The organism is Acidovorax sp. BLS4 (assembly GCF_032929295.1).
Taxonomy (GTDB): Bacteria; Pseudomonadota; Gammaproteobacteria; order Burkholderiales; family Burkholderiaceae_C; genus Paracidovorax.
Genome location: NZ_CP136797.1, coordinates 3,569,137 through 3,587,134, shown reverse-complemented (window position 1 = coordinate 3,587,134; position 17,998 = coordinate 3,569,137). Strand labels below are relative to the sequence as shown.

Below are 17,998 nucleotides of genomic sequence, written 5' to 3'. Positions count from 1 at the left end.
ATACCCTTGTTTGACCCTTGGAGCTAACGTCATGAACCGCAAGAAGCTGCTTTTGTCCGCTGTGATCTGTGCCTTGGGCGCGGCTTCGTGGGCCCCTGCCATGGCACAGGAAGCGCCATTCCCCACCAAGCCCATCACGCTGGTGATTCCGTTTCCGCCCGGCGGCGCCACCGACGTGCTGGGCCGGCTGATTGGCAAGAAGATGGGCGATCTGCTCGGGCAAAGCGTGGTCATCGACAACCGCGCCGGGGCGGGCACCACCATTGGGGCTGCTTATGCGGCCAAGGCAACGCCCGACGGCTACACGTTGCTCATGAGTTCAGGCACGACCTTTACCGTGAACCCTGCGGTGCGCCCCAAGCTGCCCTACGACCCGGTCAAGAGCTTCGAGCCCATCGGCATTGCCGGGCGCACCAGCCTGATCCTCTTGGCCAACAAGGACGTGCCGGCGGCTGACCTGAAGCAGTTTGTGGCTTTGGTGAAGGCCGCACCCGATAAATATTCCTATGGCTCCTTTGGTGCGGGCACCACGTCGCAGTTTGCAGGCGAGATGTTCTTTCACGCCGCGGGTTTGAAGATTCAGCACGTGCCCTACAAGGGCAGTGCGCCCGCCATGACGGACCTGATGGGTGGGCAGATTCCGTTCACGGTAGACACCGTGTCGGCGGCACTGCCTCAGCTCAAGGACGGCAAGATCAAGGCCATTGCCGTCACGGCGGGCAAGCGTTCGGCCCTGCTGCCCAAGGTCCCCACGCTGGTGGAAAGCGGATACCCCGGCCTGGAGATGGACACCTGGCTGGCCATGGTGGCGCCGCGCGGGCTGCCGCCCGCCGTCAAGTCGCGGCTGGAGTTGACCCTGGCCCAGGTGGTGTCGGACCCGGAAACCCGCGACAAGATGATCGCTGTGGGCTTTGAACCTGCCTATGCTTCGTCCAAAACGGTGGCCGAGTTGATCGACAGGGAACTGCCCCTGATGCGCGCCATTGCCCAGCGAGCAAGCATCACGGCCGACTGAGACCCACACCGCGCTGTATTCACCGTGCCATGCGGTAGGACGTTGCCCGCGGGACAGAAACACTTTGCGCTGCGGCCACTGCTTTGGACTGCCGCAGGTTCAGAGGCTGACGGTGGTTCGCAGACATCATGGATAACGAATGGATACGCGCTGCCGGATGTGCACTGCCAAATCGACAAGGAAACGAATACCCCATGATCACCCCCAGCACGCTGGTCGAGTTGACCGCCAACGAACTGCGTCACCGCATCGGCACCCGAGAGGTATCACCTGTGGAACTGCTGGACGCCTGCATCGAACGCATCGAGGCCGTGAACCCGTCCGTTAACGCCATCACCGCCACCTGCTATGACCGCGCTCGCGCTGAGGCCAGGGTGGCTGAGGAGGCCGTGCTGCGCGGTGAGCCGTTAGGTCTGCTGCATGGCCTGCCGCTGGGCGTAAAGGATCTGGAAGCCACGGCTGGGCTACTGACCACCTATGGCTCGGAAATCTATCGCGACCACATCCCTGTGCAAGACAACGTGCTGGTGGCCCGCCTGCGAGCCGCTGGCGCCATCGTGGCGGGTAAAACCAACATTCCCGAAATGGGCGCCGGCGCCAACTCGCGCAACACCGTGTGGGGGGCTACGGGCAACCCGTTCAACCCTACGCTGAATGCCGGGGGCTCATCGGGCGGCTCGGCCGCGGCACTTGCCTGCGACATGCTGCCCGTGTGTACAGGCTCGGACACGGGCGGTTCGCTGCGCATTCCCGCCTCCATCTGCGGCGTGGTGGGTTTTCGGCCGTCACCCGGCGTGGTGCCGAGCTCGCGCAAGCTGCTTGGCTGGACGCCCATCTCCGTCGTGGGCCCGATGGGCCGCACGGTGGAAGAAGCTTGCCTGCAACTGGCCGCGACGGCGGGCATGTCGGCCGGCGATCCGCTGAGCTACCCGTTGGACCCCACAAGCTTTCTATTACCCGAAACGGTGGACCTGGGCCGCCTGCGCGTGGCGATCACGGAGGACTTTGGTGCCTGCGCGGTGGACAACGGCATCCGCGCCGTGTTTCGCACCAAGGTGCAAGCCATGAAGCACCTGTTCGGCACTTGCGACACGATCGACATGGATCTGGGCGACGTGCACCGCTGCTTCGACGTACTGCGCGCCGAGGCCTTCGTGGCCGGCATGCGCGAAGCCTACCAGCGCGACCCAAATAGCCTGGGTCCCAATACCCGTGCCAACTACGAAATGGGTGCCGCTATGACGCTGCTGGACATCGCCTGGGCACAGGCCGAGCAAACGCGCATTCTGTCGCGGTTTCAGGCGCTGTTCGAGCAGTACGACGTGATCCTGTCTCCTACCACGCCCGTGTCTCCCTTCGCATGGACGCAGCTGTTTGCCAGTCACATCAACGGCGAGCCGCAGGCCAATTACTACCGCTGGCTGGCACTGACCTATGTGACCACGCTCACCACACACCCCTCGCTGAGCCTGCCGTGCGGGCTGGACGACGCAGGGATGCCCTTTGGCCTGCAGATCGTGGGACGTTTCCGGGCAGACCGCTACACGCTGGGCGTGGGCCATGCGATGGAGCAGGCCTTCAAGGGCATCGCCGGGCTGGACCGCCCAAGGCCGGACCTGGCCAAGTTGGTGGCAACCCGCGTGGAGCCCGCACTGACCTCGATCGTGACCGGCGCACCTGATCCGCGCGATGTCCGCAGCCTGCCGCGCGATGACCGAGCGGCCTCGGCGGCGAAGGTGTCTGCGGTGTGATGGGGGAGCGTGAAACCATGCAATCAGTGGACTTCATCATCATCGGCGCAGGCATCGCAGGTGCCTCGCTGGCCTGGCAATTGGTCAATTCGGAGGGTGAGAACGACCGCCCCGGCGTGCTGCTGCTGGAGCGTGAATCCCAGCCCGGTTATCACACCACAGGGCGTTCCGCGGCGCTCTACATGGCCACCTACGGCACTCCCAACATCCAGGCGTTGACCCGGGCAAGCCGCGCCTTCTATGACGCGCCGCCGCCCGAGTTCGGAGCGGACCCCATCCTCTCGCCCCGTGGCGTGGTCTATGTGGCGGGGCCTGACCAACTGGACCTGCTGCAGCAGGCTTATGACGAAGCCCGGGTCGCATCGCCCAATGTGGAATGGGTGGAGAAGGCAGCACTGCTGGCCCAACTGCCATGCCTGAGGCCCGATGCCGTGGCTGCAGGCATGCGCGAGCCCGACGCTGCCGACATCGACGTGCATGCGCTTCACCAGGGCTATCTGCGTGGGCTGCGGCAGCGTGGTGGTCAGGTGCTGACCCATGCCGAGGTAACGGATCTGCAGCGCCAGGGCGGCGGTTGGCGGGTCACACTGGCAGATGGCCGGCAGCTGCAGGCCGGAACCATCGTCAACGCGGCGGGCGCCTGGGCCGATGTGGTGGCAGGCCTCGCCGGCGTGCCGCCCATCGGATTGGAGCCGCGCAGGCGCACCGCCTTCACCTTCGCCGTGCCCGAGGGCCTGGATGCCGCCCACTGGCCGGCCGTGGTAGGCATTGACGAAAGTTTTTACTTCAAGCCTGACGCAGGCCAGTTGCTGGGTTCCCCTGCCAATGCCGACCCCACCCATCCGCACGACGTGGTGCCCGAAGAACTGGATGTGGCCACCGGCATCTATCACATCGAGGGAATGACGACTTTCCAGATCCGCCGCCCATCCCATACCTGGGCGGGGCTGCGCTCATTTGTGCCGGATGGCGACATGGTCATCGGGTGGGACAACCATGTGCCAGGCTTTTTCTGGCTGGCAGGGCAGGGCGGGTATGGCATTCAGAGTGCTGCTGGCGCGTCGCTGCTTGCTCGGCAATTGCTGCGCGGCGAGCCACTGCCTGAGGAATTGGTGCGTGAGGGCTTGGTGGTGGAAGGGCTATCGCCTGCCCGGCTGTCCACACGGCAAAGCATTCCGGGCCAGGTGACATAGCCCTTTCCTGGCCGCGAAGTCAAAAACCATTCCCCGATCACCGATGGGTGCTGTCTGTATCGCGGTCATGGGACATCCATGGCGGCCACCACGATCACGACCTTGGGCCTGAGAGGTCAAATCATTTTGTACAGCTGATGGGACGCGGCCAAATTCTCGAGCTGTGCACCGAACCGTTCCGCATGGCTCCAAAAGCGCCGGTCCAGGCCATCGAGCACCTGGTTCGCAATTTCATATTCAGGGTGGTCTTCCGATGCCGTGCGCATGAGGTCGAAGCGAGCCACGCGGTTGGCGGGTACTGGTGCGTCACCGAATACCGCAGCCTTTGCCTGCAATAGAAGGTCCAGGGCCAAGGTATCCCCGATCTCTTTGAGCGCATCGACGGTTTCGCGGTAGTGGTTACCGCTGGAGTTGGAGAAGAACTGATCGAAGCCTCCGTTGTGGACCTCGCCAGAAAGGACGCTGAGCAAGTAATAAAGCTGGTCGCCATGCGAGAGCGATTCAAAGCCCTCGCCCTTGTACACCCGGTCGACGAGGGCAATCCAATACAGGCGTTCCGGGGATTCTCGATCGGCACGCTCGGCCTCGCGGCGCTGCCGATGTTCATCGCGACGCTCTTCAATGGAGCGGGTATTGCCTCGCACACAAGGCATGCACAGGCCATCGTTGCTTGCTGCCGTATCGGGGTGAATGGAGTCGCCGCATCTGGTGCATGGAAGACGTTGCAAGGGTTGATTCCTGTGTGTGGCTCAAGTCGCCTGCGCCGTTCGTTGGGATCACGAACTGGCTTGTGCGTCTGAAGTGGATGACTTTGCCTCGCCGTCCGGCCTTCATGCAAGCGCTGAAACAATTTGCCGCAGTACCACCAAGGGCTGAGGGTGCGCCAGACCAGCATGGGCGTACAAGCTGATCTCGAAGCTCAGAAACCCCCCATGGGTTGGGGTGCCCGTATTGGTTCTCCAGGCTTCGAACGCGCCGATGATGCTCTGCACCGTGCTGGTCGCATTGAATTCAGAGAGTGGGAGGAACATCACTGGAGTCAGGGTTTCAATGGCCGGCGTGGAGCTTGCGACAGGGTAGCCATAGGTGGTACGGACCATGATCTCGCGACCCGTTTCATCGCTATCGAACAACGCGTTGAACAGTGACGTCAGTGGGTTGGTGGCCACGTCGTTGGTCCAGATGCCGATGGGCAGCGGGGTATCGATGCGGATGAGTGGGATCAGAGGTTCTGAAAACCCCCTCTGCGGGGTTCGGTAGACAAAGGCCGGGCAGGTCAGGGCGCCGTCGGTGCCCAGCAATTGCGCATTGCGTATGACGGCCACGGTCGCGTTGGCCCGTTGATAGCGAGCCACGTGCAGACCGGAAAGCGTCCATTGGCACGACACAGGGGTGAAAGCCGGCACATTGGGCACGCCTTCACCCGCAGGAAAGTTGTAGTCACGACTCTGGTCCATGGGCTTTGCTCCGATCAGTGGGAGGTTCACGCCGTCTGCGCAGAGGATGGTGATCTCGGGCCATGCTAAGGGACCATCGGCTTGCAGCCGCTGCAGCGTCAGTTTGCAGTAGGCCGGTGGATTGGTCCCGTCGCCAGCGGCTGTGGTGGTGTGCAGCGTTGCCAGGTATTGGTAGCACTCATGCGGCACACTCGCATCGGTCAAACTTGGCATGGCGACGCCATGGGCGGTACTTTCGTCGCTGCCGGAAAGGTGTGGCGCCTGATGTCCGTCCATGCAGTGCGTGGCAGGGGGCGAGTCCTGCGAATCATGGCTGGGCCACCAATCCGACCAGAGTGCGCCCACACGTTCGGCCAGGTCGGCGAAGGTATGGAGTGCTGTCACGAGCACCGGGTCCTTCGGCGAAACACTGGGCGCTTGCAGTTGCTCAAGGATGGCCCAAAGGGGTTTCTGCACGGCCGTGTACTGCGCCAGGGCCTGGAACAGCGCGTTGTCACCCCAGTTCCCGAGGTCGGTGGCAACGGGCGGCTGACCGTTGAATTCAATCTCGATGAGGGCTTGGTCTTGTGCTGCATTGTCGTGGGCATGGGTGAACACATAAGACCAGTGCAGAGCCTCTGCCAGCGTGGCTGGGTCGGTCGGCCCTTCGGCCTGATGCGAGACCACGAGCGGCGGGTTGGGGCAGGCGCGCAGCGGCACCGGTACGACCGTCGTGCCCAGCGGCGCTTTGAAGGCCGCGGGTGGGAACCGTTCGAAGTCGCGCAAGAAGCTCAGTCGCTTTGGCTTGCCACTGTCGTTGTCCGAAAGCTGGCAGGCGACCTCCATGTCATGGACGGCATAGTCTGGTTGCAGTGCCACCGCTCGGTGGAGGGCGGGCTGGTCGACATCCAGCGGGAAGGAGACAGTGCCTTTGCGGGTGTTGGCCAGGGCGGTCGCGGCATTTCCCAACTGGCAGATTTTCCACGCGCCTGGATCGTCGGAGACGGAGTCGTGTGCGCCTGCAGCCTGTGGATTGCCCACGTGCCCAGTCCCCCAGAGCCGTGCCATGGACGCGGTGGCTGGGGATGTGACAGCGGCATTGAACTGCAGGATGGCAGCGGTGTCGTAGCCACTCAGCAATTGGTCCTGCAGGCGCTGTTGCAGTGCTTCGCGAGCCGCTTGCCATGCCTCCGAATCTAAGGCACCAAGGCTTGCCTCCTGGATCACCAGGACGGGGGAAAGCCCGTTTGCCACGGCGTGGGACAGAACCTTCTTGGCGGTCATCAGCCGAGCGAGCGCTTCGGGCGCCACTTGTGCAGCGGGCACGGCATAGCGGCCAGTGCAAAGCTGGTCCAATCCCGCCAACCAGATGCGCGCCCAGGCCTCCAGGTCAATGCCCTGGTAATCGTTGACAGTAGAGGCACCCCAGCCGCCGGTGGTCTCGTCAATGGATCGGATTTCGACACCAGTCGCGTGCTCCAACGTGTTTGACAGAGGGCGCAGCGCGAAGCTCAGCGGCTGGAGCCCTTCAACCCCGGGCACGCTGGCCTGTGGCGACACTTTCACTTCGGCGATGCCGCCAGGGTCGACGAAAGAGATGCCCCATACATCGGCGGGGGTAGTGCCATGCACCGTGGCCAGTTTCAGGCCGATCACAGTGCTCTCGATGGCAACAGCCAACTGGCCCAGCGCGACAGCGTTGCTTTCTTGGCCATCACCAATGCCGTTGCCCACCGACACCACCACGCTGCTGTCCTGCACCGCCGCCGGGCGCTTCTGTGGTGCCGCGCAACGCCGGTGGTACTTGGTCAGCGTCGCGCTTCAGCGTAACCCAGGTACGCAAAGGAAAAATCGCTCCCGGCAGTTGCCAGCCGCCAGCGCCGAAGGCAGCGCGCAGTACCGTATCGACCGGCGGCAGAAGCAATTGCGCGTCGGCTGCCAGAAACGCAGTGCGCTGATTCGCACGGACCAAGTCCTCGATGCTGACGTCATTCCCGGCCAATGCGAAGCGGCGGATGATGGCATGGATGCTGTCGCCTTGCGCGGTCTCAATGGTGGGTCCATCGGCGACTTGCGATGGCTTGAGCACGACGCTTGGCACGATCAGCTTCGGCGTGGCTGCATTGGCGCTGAGCAGTGCTGTCGCACTCAGGCCATAAGCGATAGCCAGATCCTCTGGCGTGGTAGCGCTTGCCAAAACAGCGGGTGGACAAAGTAGCAGCGCGCCAGCGGCCAGGGCTTCGGGATCGGTGGCGATGGCTGTGGCAAATTCATCCAGAGTGATGGCTGGGTTGGCTCGCGCGATCAGCGTGTCGAAGCTGTCGCCGGATTGGGTGGTCAGTGGCTGGCCTGCGACGATGATCACCTGGCCCGGCGCCAGCGTGGCGGGCATGGAACGGTTGGTCTCGCACAATGCCTGTTCGTCTGTTTGCTCTGTGTCTGTCGCTGCGGCCGGGACAAACAGCCCAGCAATGGTGGACAGTGTTTGACCAGCGCGAACGCGGTAAGGAATGCGCAGCGAAAGGGATGTGCCAGGCCATGCCGCCAAGCCGGGCACGGGCAAATCGCGCACCGCCAGTCCCGCGTTGTGGCGCAGCAGATCGCCCGGTCCGATGGCATGGGCGTGGGCCAAGGCGCCGAGAGGCTCTGCATCCAGGCCTGTGGTCAGCGTGGTTTTGAGCAAAAGCGCCGAACCTGCAGGGAGCAGATCGACCGTACCGACATTGAGTCTGGCCAGCGGGCCCATGGCAATGCCGGTGGGGTTGTCCGCCAGCGTCCAGCCGGCTTCGATCAGCCTGCGGTCCACTGCCAGCGTGATACCGGGGCGGAACATGCCTGGCTTGTCTGCGTTGGCCAGGGCGACCATGGCCGCTTCAATCGGTACACCTTTGTCTGAAAAGAGGTGCGCGATGTCGTTCAGGCAGGCATCGGCGCCTGGATCGCCTTCGGCCGGAACTTGCACCGCCACGCCTTCGGCTTCGAAGACAAAACCTGGCGCCAGCAGGGCGGGGCGGGTGCAGTTGGCCGCCACCAGACTGGCCGGAGTCAGGTGCAGCGTGGCGGCGACTGTCGACAGCGGCAGGCCGCCGGTGGGTTGTGTCTGGTCGGTGGTCGGAATCGCCAACTCGATGCCGGGGTTCAACGGCAGTGAGATGTTGTTCGGGTCGGTCAGCACGGCAGCAGGGTCCAGATCCTCGGCCACCAGCGCTGCCACGGTGCCACCGGCCACGAAAGCGGCATAGCTGGGCATCCACAGCCCCTCGGGTGGTAGGTGCATCAGGGTGCCAATCGTGCGGTCTCGAGCGGCCAGGCCCATCGCCTGCCAATCCACACCGTAATGCGAAGAGACATCGGCCAGCGTGGCTGCTGCGACGGGGTCGGCCATGGCCACGCCCAGCGTTGCAGCCGCTTGGCTGAATGCGTGGCACGCTGCGGCATAGGCGCGCAGCGGCGGGATTTCCACCGGCATTTGGATCGGCGTGCCGCCAGCCGGCTGGTTCAGCGAGGTGGCGAGGGACAGTTGCATGTCCGGCTGTACCAACTGCCACATGATGGCTTCGAAGCGGGTTGCGACTTCGCTGGCCATGGCTGCCGCCGCATCGCCCGCCGCTGTGGGTGCGGGCAGCAGGCCTTCGGGACGCATGGCGATGTTCACCGCCAATGTGGCGCCCGTGGTCTCGGCACTGGCAGGCAAAAAACGCCATGCCATGGTGGTGCTTGGCCAGGATGCAATGCCCAGCACGGCATCGCTGTAGCCGACCGGCGTGCTGTCGGTGTCGGCCTTTGCATCGCTCGATGGGGCGGTGGCTTGGGAGGGAGAGGGCGGAGAGTTCACTGCGGCGCTCATGGTCGCGCGTCCCCTGGCGCTGTCAGGCTGGCCGAGACGGCCGATGCAACTGCCTTGGATGCAGTGCTGCTGCGCAATATATCTTGGAAGCTCTGCACCACCTTCGGGCAATGGGTGGCACCCTGAGAGCCGGCACCAGGATGCCTGCCCGGCCAAACTTCAGCAAGCCCCTTTCACCAAGCCGTCTCTTGACCCTGCAGCGCACGCCGGGCCATCAGGAAGGTGGCTGCATTCCAGCTTTGCCCGGCCATGCCGAGCGGCGCCAGCGTGCGGCCGTGGAACCACTCGGTGAAGCGCCAATTGTCGAGTTCGTTCGTGCGCGCCAGCTTGACCAGTTCGGCCCAGCCTTCTGCTTGCAGGCCCACCTTCGTCAGTGCCATGACCCAGAAAGCACCGACGAAGGGCCAGATACCTCCGTTGTGGTACTGGTGCGCAAGGTTCTGTCGATGCCGTCCCATGTAGGCTCGCCAGAGATCGTGCTGTTCCGACAGGGGATGCAGCACCACCCGCACCGGATAAGGATCGCTGGCCCGCGCGGCCCCGATCGCGTTCGTGATGCTGTGCGACATGGCCTCGTCGGCCAGGCCGCATTGGATGGCCAGCAAATTGCCGAACACATCGCCTTCGTCCCCCACGACCGCCAGATTCACGAAGCTCAGGTAGAGCCCACGATCCCGGCGGCCACGGCGCGCATAGTGCTGCAGCAGGCGCGCACGGTGGTACTGGTGCAGATCGCGCTGGAACGGATTGAAGAGATGGTTGAAGTGGTGCTGCGTCTCGTCCGCATGGCACAGCGCGAAGCGGCGCTTGACGTCGAACCACAGCGCGTTGGTGTAGAGCACGTACCCCGAGCGCGGCATGATGTCCGCCCAGTCGCTTGCCTCGTTCTGCTGCAAGAGGCGAAAGTGCTGATGCTCTTGTGCCAGCAGCCATCCAATCGCTCGGTCGACTTCGCTGGCCCAGTGGTCCGCCCCCACCTCACCATGGCGCCGCACGTGGTCCACCGCGATCAGCCACCACAGCGTGGCGTCAATGCAACCCAGGTACCAGAAGTCCGCATCATGGCCTTCCGGATCTACGTACTTGGGGATCTGCCCGTTAGGCGCCTGCTTCACTGCCAGCGCATCCAGGCTGGCCACAGCGCCTTGTTCGAGCGCCTGCACTCCGCTGCCGCACATGGCCATCACGCAGATCGCTGCATCCCGCCCGAAGATGCGCGTGTAGCGTCGCGCCTCTGCAGCCGCAGTGCGGCTTGCCGCCAAAATGCCGTGCTGGGTGAGGTTGCTCTCCAGCAGCGTCAGCGCAGCTTCCGAGCAGGTTTCAATCAAGGCGAGCGAGGACGGATCAAGGGTATGGTCGGACATGGGCAGTTCAGATGCCAAAGTGAACGATGCGTGGATTTTGCCGATCGTGGCGAGCGCTGACCCTTTCTCCTTTTGCGCGGCACATCGCTGCAAATCAACGGAAACGACAATCCATCCTATGCCAAACCAATCGAAGCGGGCGAATAACCACGATGGATTCGTTCTTGTGCGGGGCGCACGGGAACACAACCTGAAAAATGTGGATGTCGAGATTCCCCGCAATGCCATCGTGGTGTTCACCGGCGTCTCGGGCTCCGGTAAATCCTCGCTGGCGTTCGGCACCATCTATGCGGAAGCGCAGCGCCGGTATTTTGAGTCGGTGGCGCCCTATGCGCGTCGTTTGATCGACCAGGTGGGCGTGCCTCAGGTCGATGCCATCGAGGGTTTGCCGCCCGCTGTGGCCCTCCAGCAGCAAAGGGGCACGCCCACCGCACGATCTTCCGTGGGCAGCGTGACCACTATTTCCAGCCTGGTACGCATGCTGTACTCCCGCGCTGGAACCTACCCAGCCAGACAGCCTATGCTGTATGCGGAAGACTTTTCGCCCAACACCCCACAGGGCGCTTGTCCGCACTGCCACGGCTTGGGCCATGTCTACGAGGTGACCGAGGCTTCGATGGTGCCCGACGATTCGCTCACCCTGCGCGAGCGGGCTGTGGCGGCTTGGCCCAGCGCCTGGCAAGGGCAGAACCTGCGCGATATCCTGACCACGCTGGGGCATGACGTCGATGTGCCTTGGCGAGATCTGCCGCGCAAGACGCGGAACTGGATTCTCTTCACCGACGAGCAGCCGACAGTCCCTGTGTACGCAGGCTTCACGATGGAGGAGGTACGCCGGGCGCGACGTGCCAAGCAGCAGCCCAGCTACATGGGCACCTTCACCGGCGCTCGCCGCTACGTGATGCAGACTTTCGCCACCAGCCAGAGCGCCATGATGAAGCGCAAGGTGGCCCAGTTCATGGTGGGGACGCCCTGTCCCGTGTGCCATGGAAAACGGCTCAAGCCGGAGGCCCTGTCCGTCACTTTTTGCGGACTGGACATCGGCGACCTCGCGCACCTGTCCCTGTCCGCATTGGCCGATGTACTCGGGCCGGTGGCAGAGGGTTCGCCATCCAGTGGGCCCTCGGAAAATGCAGGCGCCAGCTTGTCGAAAGCGGCTCGCATGCGTGCGGCCGCAAAGCGCGAAGCGGCAGGAGCTCCGGGCCACACGGGCGCGTCCGACGTCCGCCGTACGCCCAACCTGTCGGCGGAGAAGCAATTGGCCGCTCAGCGCATTTCGCAAGAGCTACTTTCCCGTGTTCGCGCATTGACGGACCTCGGACTGGGCTATCTGTCGCTCGATCGCGCCACACCTACCCTGTCGCCCGGCGAGTTGCAGCGGTTGCGTCTGGCGACCCAGCTCGCATCGCAACTCTTCGGGGTCGTGTACGTGCTCGACGAGCCTTCTGCAGGCCTGCATCCCGCTGACAGCGCATCGTTGCTCACGGCGCTGGAGCGTCTGAAAGCCGCCGGCAACTCCATCTTCGTGGTGGAGCACGACATCGCCACCATGCGCCGTGCCGACTGGCTGGTGGATGTGGGACCGGACGCCGGAGAGCATGGTGGGCAGGTGCTTTACAGCGGCCCACCGCCAGGATTGGCCCGCGTGCTGCACTCCCATACACGCCGGTATCTGTTCGACGACGTTGCACGTGATCGCCGCGTTCAGAGAACACCGCAAGCCTGGCTGACATTGGAGGATGTGCATCGGCACAATTTGCATGGTGTGGATGCGGCTTTCCCCATCGGCTGCCTGACCGCCGTAACCGGTGTTTCAGGGTCAGGCAAGTCGAGTCTGGTCAGCCAAGCGCTCCTGGAACTGGTCAGCGCCCATCTGGGGCAGCCCATGCCGACGCCCGAGGACGGTGGCATGCCGGAAGGACCGCCCGATGCGGCTGCTGGCGATGATGATCCGGGTGCTACTCTTGAGTTGGGTGGAGCCATTCTCACCGTGGGCCGACTGGGTGGCGCAACCGATCAGGTGCGCAGGCTGGTGCGGGTGGATCAGAAACCCATTGGACGCACGCCCCGCTCCAATTTGGCCACTTACACGGGCCTTTTCGATGCCGTGCGAAAGTTGTTTGCGGCCACACCTGCTGCACGAAAGAAGCAGTACGACGCAGGGCGGTTTTCGTTCAATGTCGCGAAAGGTCGGTGCCCCACCTGCGAGGGCGAAGGTTTCGTCAGCGTGGAGTTGCTCTTTCTGCCCAGTGTCTATGCGCCTTGCCCCACTTGTCACGGAGCACGCTATAACCCCCAGACATTGGCCATTACCTGGAATGGACTGTCGATTGCCGACGTGCTGGCACTTACCGTGGACGCAGCATGCGATACCTTCGTGGACGAACCCACTGTTTTCCGGTCTTTGCAAGTCCTGCGCGACATCGGTCTCGGCTACCTGCGCCTTGGCCAGCCCGCCACGGAACTGTCGGGTGGCGAAGCACAACGCATCAAGCTCGCCACCGAATTACAGCGCACGCAACGCGGGCACACGCTGTATGTGCTGGACGAGCCGACCACCGGTTTGCATCCAGCCGATGTGGACCGCCTGCTATCCCAGTTGGATGCTCTCGTGCAGGCAGGCAACACGGTGGTAGTGGTTGAGCACGACATGCATTTCGTCGCCTCTAGCGATTGGGTGATCGACATCGGTCCGGGGGCAAGCGCCCAGGGTGGTTGCATCGTAGTGAGCGGAACTCCGGCGGAGGTGGCACGCTGTGCAGAGTCTCGCACCGCCGCCTACCTGAAAGCGGTGTTGGGAGTGATCACAACTGAAGCCTAAGCGAGCAGGAACCCATGAGCAACGGTAGGATGCACCGCCCCGCTTAACCGCGTGATGGGGTGGTTGTGCTACCTGTCGTCTTGCGAGACTGGTATTTTTTCCAGAGATAGCCGGCGACAGCCATGAGAATCATTTTTCGCATCAGAAGACTCCGTTTGATCAAGCCCAGAGCTTCCATGCGTTGTCAGCCACGCCTTGTAGGAAGTCCGGGCGAGGCCATGTCGTCTTCTGCGGAATGCACTGATCCTTGTGTGAGGGGGTGAACGAGAGGTTGGGCTTGTCGAGCCCGTTCACGGCAGCAGAGTGAACGCACTGGCTTGGAGGGTCTCCCATCAATGCTGCTGCGCTGAATCCAGCAGCCAACTCCTAAAGGTCTGCAGGGTCGGTGATTGCACTGACTCTTCCGGATAAACGAGGTAGTAGCCCTTGGGGCTGCGCCATGTGCGCGAAGACAGGCGCACAAGCCGCGTGGCCTGAACCATGTCGTCGGCCATGTAGTCCGGCAGCAAGACCACGCCCAGGCCCGCCACAGCGGCATTCAGTGCCATGGACATGATCTCAAAGCGGGGGCCGGCGCGGCCGGGGTCAGCGTCGATTTGCTCTGCCAGAAACCACTGCTCCCAGGCATCCGGCAGTGTGTGGTGATGCAGCAGCCCCGAACCGGGCGTTGCTGCCCCGATCTGCGCGCCGTGGCGCGCCACCCAGGCGGGGGCGGCATAGGGTGCGAGGTCCAGTGCCGCCACGAAGTCGCAGCACAGGCCGGCGCGCTGGCCATCGCCGAATTCTAAGGAAGCATCAATGGTGCCAGTCTTGAAGTCGGCGGGGCCCACGCGTGTGCTCAAGCTCAGCGTAATTTCTCCATGCGCCCGGGTGAATGCAGGCAGGCGGGGGATGAGCCAATACGCACCGATCGAAGCGCCCACCGACAAAGCCAACCCGCCGCCGCGCCCTTTGAACGCCATCACATTGACCGTGGCCCGCTCCAGGCGCTGAAGCAATGGCGCAATCTCCTCGAGGTAGTAGCGTCCGGCATCGGTGGTGATCAGCGATTCACGTCGCCTAACGAACAGACGCACGTTCGGCCGTGATTCCAAGGCCTGTATCTGCCGGCTCACCGCGCCCTGGGTGAGGTGCAATTCCTGGGCTGCGGCAGTGAACGAGCCGAGGCGCGCGCTGGCCTCCAAGCATAGCAGGGACATGGTGGATGGAGCACGGTACATGAAGGGAAACCATGAGCAATGCACATGCCGGCAGCAAGATGCACCGGGAAGGGGTCAAAGATCACCGCAATGGTGCATGAGAAAAAGACATGGTATCCCCAGCAAACATGGTTTGTGCCAAGCCAGATCGATTTCTAGCATTCATGCGGTTGAATCCAACGAACTGAAGGAATGCACCGATGAACGCTCCGCTCCGCCCCGCATCCCTGTCGCGCCGCCGCTGGCTGCAGACGGTCTCTCTCACCCCCTCCGTCGCACTGTTGCCGGATTCGACCCGGGCGGCGCCAGGGTATCCCGATCGTCCCATTCGCCTGGTCGTGCCATCGGCCGCAGGCGGTTCTCCGGATGCCGTCTGCCGCATCCTGACGAACGAGTTGCCCAAAGCACTGGGCCAGCCCTTCGTGGTGGACAACAAGCCCGGTGCCAGCGGCAATATCGGCATGGCCGACGTGTTTCGTGCCCCTGCAGACGGCTATACGCTGGGCTATGCCAACGTGGGCACCCTGGCCATCAACAAGGCCCTGTATTCCAAGCTTCCTTACGACCCTGACGCACTGGTTTCCATCGGTTTGATCGGGTTCGTGCAGAACGCGCTGGTGGTGCGCAAAGACCTGCCCGTGCAGAGCGTGAAGGACCTCATCGCGCTTGCGCGCGCCAAGCCCGGGGAGTTGACGGTGGCTTCGGGCGGCAGCGGTACCACGGGGCACCTGAGCGGCGAGTTGTTCAAGGCATCGACCCAGGTGTCGATGACGCACATCCCCTACAAGGGCAGCCCGCAGGCCATCACTGACCTGATGGGCGGCGTGGTGGACCTGATGTTCGACAACCTCAGCTCCATTCTTCCGCACATCCAGTCGGGCCGGGTGCGCGTGCTGGCCGTGACAGGCGCCGCGCGCAGTCCGCAACTGCCGCAGGTGCCCACCGTGGCAGAGGCCGGCGTGCAGGGTTACGAGACCGTGGGCTGGGGTGGCATCGTCGCCCCGCCTGGCACGCCCAGCGCGATTGCTGCCCAGCTCAACAAGGCCCTCAATGACGCTCTTCGCCTGCCCCCCGTGCAAGAGAAATACGCGGCCCTCGGTTTCGAACTGACGCCTGGCCCTCCAGAGCGCCTGATCGAGCGGGCCCGAAAGGAATCACCAATGTGGGCAGACGTCGTCAAGCGCTCGGGTGCCCAGGTGGGGTGAGGCAGGCCATGTTCGATCTCCTCATTTTCGGAGGCACCGTCGTGGACGGCAGCGGAGCGGCTCGTCGGCAGGCCGACGTCGGCATTGCAGGCGGGCGCATTCTCGCCGTGGGTGACCTCTCAGCACAGCCTGCCCGCCAACGCCACGACGCTGTCGGGCGCATCGTGTGCCCCGGCTTCATCGACGTCCATACCCATGATGATCGGTTGTTGCTCACATCACCGGCCGGCCCCCATCCCAAGCTCACGCAAGGCGTGACCACAGTTGTCACCGGAAATTGCGGGATCAGCCTGGCGCCGCTTCTGAGCAATGAGACACCGCCAGCACCACTGGACCTGCTTGGCGCGGACGACTGGCGGTATGACCGGTTCGGTGACTACCTCGATGCACTGGAGGCCGCGGGGCCGGCGCTGAATGCGGCATGCCTGGTGGGGCACTCCACTTTGCGGGTGCGCCATGTGCCGGACCTGCGTCGACCGGCCACCCCGCCCGAAGCTGAGCGCATGGCCAGGGATCTGGCCGAAGGATTGGATGCGGGCGCTTTCGGCTTGTCCACCGGGCTTTACTACCCTCCCGCCCGGGCGGCCACGGCAGAAGAGGTGATTGCGGTGGGCGCTCCGCTTTCGGCGGCGCAGGGCCTGATCACGATGCATATCCGCGACGAGGCAGATGCCATTGACGATGCATTGCGCGAAGCCTTGCACATTGGCCAGGCGCTGGGGGTGAGCACTGTGCTGTCGCATCACAAGTTGATTGGCCAACGCAACCATGGGCGCTCGGTGAACACCTTGGCCGTGGTCGACGCCGCCGCGCTGTCGCAGCCCGTTTGTATGGACTGCTATCCCTACAACGCTTCGTCCACCATGCTGCTGGCCAGCCGCGTCGGGCAGTCCCGGGAGGTTCTCGTTACTTGGTCTGTTGGCGATCCATCGGCGGCTGGGAAATCGCTGTTTGCAATGGCGCGCGAACGGGGCTGTTCCCCCGAATCCTTGGTGGAGCCGTTGTCTCCCGCGGGTGCGGTGTACTTTGCCATGCATGAAGATGATGTGCGCCGCATCCTCCGACACCCTTTGACGATGGTCGGCTCGGACGGACTGGCCCACGATGCGGTGCCGCATCCTCGTCTATGGGGAACCTTCCCCCGCGTACTGGGGCATTACGCGCGCGACCAGCGCCTGTTTTCTCTCGAAACAGCGGTGCACAAGATGACTGGGTTGAGCGCCCGCCGCTTCGGGCTGCGCGACCGGGGGGTGATCGCCCAGGGTCATGCGGCGGACATCGTGGTGTTCGATGAGACGTGCATCGCGGACCGTGCCACGTTCGAACAGCCTACCGCACCCAGCGCAGGCATTGATGCAGTGTTCATCAATGGCCAGCTGGCTTGCGCGCATGGCCATACCGTCAATGCGCATGCAGGTCATGTGTTGCGGCGACAACGCTCGTTCTGATTTCCGAACGCAGGAAGCCACTTGGTTGGCGGGCATGCCAAGCGCGTCCGGGCGATTGATTGACTGGAGGCTGGATGGCTCTGCAGCATCGCCGCACCACGAGCGTGGATGTTTCTGTCGATGTGATTAAGCAGTTTCGCCCATTTTTATCAGATACCGATAATTGATTTAATCAACTCCTTCAATAATTGCATCTGATAAGAATTCATAAGAAGTTTTTTCTTGTGTCCGATAAGACATTCTTTGTGATTGTGTGAATAAAGAATCTCAAATATTTATCGATGCTGTAAATAAAAAATACTTTGGTGCGTGAGGCATGCATCGTTAGCAGAAGGGGGCCTGAATCTCATCTCGGAGTAGTCATGGCCTGTGTGCGATATGGAATGGTCGAACGGGCAGTGATTGATCATTATATTTTTCTATTGGTAATGGGTTTTTGTGGATTTGCGTTTGAAGGGATTATTCACTGTTTGAATAATAAGGGTAAACCCTTGCATTGAGAGTGATCACCCCTAATAGACTTTTTGAAAATAAATGTGTCGGCTCAAAATAAACAGCCGTAATGGACAGGGACGGGAGGGATTCATGTCATTGAATCAATGGAGAGGGTGGGCGCAGCGTATGGGCGTGATTTGGAAGGCGCGTCATTGCATGGGCGTCCAAGGTGCTGGGAGGCCGGGGTTGCGTCTGCGGGCGTGCATTCAAAAAAGCGACGTCGG

At 62.9% G+C, this 17,998-nt stretch carries 11 protein-coding genes; 6 read left to right on the top strand and 5 right to left on the bottom strand.

Translation table 11 applies throughout. The features are described from left to right. The first annotated feature begins 31 nt into the window (after window positions 1-31). The 3 genes from R1Z03_RS16525 to R1Z03_RS16515 all read left to right on the top strand — a co-directional run bounded on the left by R1Z03_RS16525 (window position 32) and on the right by R1Z03_RS16515 (window position 3,959). On the top strand, window positions 32-1,015 hold the full coding sequence (locus R1Z03_RS16525; protein WP_284429810.1) for a tripartite tricarboxylate transporter substrate binding protein: 984 nt from the start codon (window positions 32-34) through the stop codon (window positions 1,013-1,015). A 194-nt stretch (window positions 1,016-1,209) separates the two neighbouring features. Further along, on the top strand, window positions 1,210-2,766 hold the full coding sequence (locus tag R1Z03_RS16520; protein WP_317352911.1) for an amidase family protein: 1,557 nt from the start codon (window positions 1,210-1,212) through the stop codon (window positions 2,764-2,766). 17 nt (window positions 2,767-2,783) lie between these two features. Continuing rightward, window positions 2,784-3,959 carry an FAD-dependent oxidoreductase gene (locus tag R1Z03_RS16515; RefSeq protein WP_317352908.1) on the top strand — a complete coding sequence of 392 codons (1,176 nt, stop codon included), beginning with the start codon at window positions 2,784-2,786 and terminating at the stop codon, window positions 3,957-3,959. 116 nt (window positions 3,960-4,075) lie between these two features. Here R1Z03_RS16515 and R1Z03_RS16510 read toward each other — a convergent pair whose 3' ends face one another. From R1Z03_RS16510 to R1Z03_RS16495, 4 genes are all read right to left on the bottom strand, one after another. Beyond that, window positions 4,076-4,687, bottom strand: coding sequence for a DMP19 family protein (locus R1Z03_RS16510; protein ID WP_317352905.1), 612 nt, complete (start codon window positions 4,685-4,687; stop codon window positions 4,076-4,078). A 102-nt stretch (window positions 4,688-4,789) separates the two neighbouring features. Then, window positions 4,790-7,156, bottom strand: a complete 2,367-nt coding sequence (locus tag R1Z03_RS16505; protein ID WP_317352902.1) for a hypothetical protein — start codon at window positions 7,154-7,156, stop codon at window positions 4,790-4,792. Continuing rightward, window positions 7,110-9,242, bottom strand: coding sequence for a LysM domain-containing protein (locus tag R1Z03_RS16500; RefSeq protein ID WP_317352899.1), 2,133 nt, complete (start codon window positions 9,240-9,242; stop codon window positions 7,110-7,112). The genes R1Z03_RS16505 and R1Z03_RS16500 overlap by 47 nt, the downstream gene beginning before the upstream one ends. Window positions 9,243-9,415: 173 nt before the next feature. Continuing rightward, window positions 9,416-10,606, bottom strand: a complete 1,191-nt coding sequence (locus R1Z03_RS16495) for a glycoside hydrolase 100 family protein (protein ID WP_284429815.1) — start codon at window positions 10,604-10,606, stop codon at window positions 9,416-9,418. 118 nt (window positions 10,607-10,724) lie between these two features. Between R1Z03_RS16495 and R1Z03_RS16490 the strand changes: the two genes are divergently transcribed. Next, window positions 10,725-13,427, top strand: a complete 2,703-nt coding sequence (locus R1Z03_RS16490; RefSeq protein ID WP_317352896.1) for an excinuclease ABC subunit UvrA — start codon at window positions 10,725-10,727, stop codon at window positions 13,425-13,427. A gap of 332 nt (window positions 13,428-13,759) precedes the next feature. Here the strand turns inward: R1Z03_RS16490 and R1Z03_RS16485 are convergent, their stop codons facing one another. Continuing rightward, on the bottom strand, window positions 13,760-14,626 hold the full coding sequence (locus tag R1Z03_RS16485) for a LysR substrate-binding domain-containing protein (protein WP_317352893.1): 867 nt from the start codon (window positions 14,624-14,626) through the stop codon (window positions 13,760-13,762). Window positions 14,627-14,826: 200 nt separating this feature from the next. Here R1Z03_RS16485 and R1Z03_RS16480 point away from each other — a divergent pair, with 200 nt between their 5' ends. Both R1Z03_RS16480 and R1Z03_RS16475 read left to right on the top strand, forming a co-directional pair. After that, the gene (locus tag R1Z03_RS16480; protein ID WP_284402992.1) at window positions 14,827-15,831 is read left to right on the top strand and encodes a tripartite tricarboxylate transporter substrate binding protein; all 1,005 of its coding nucleotides are present in this window, start codon (window positions 14,827-14,829) and stop codon (window positions 15,829-15,831) included. Window positions 15,832-15,839: 8 nt separating this feature from the next. Then, window positions 15,840-17,279, top strand: a complete 1,440-nt coding sequence (locus R1Z03_RS16475) for a D-aminoacylase (protein WP_317352886.1) — start codon at window positions 15,840-15,842, stop codon at window positions 17,277-17,279. The last annotated feature ends 719 nt before the right edge of the window (window positions 17,280-17,998 follow it).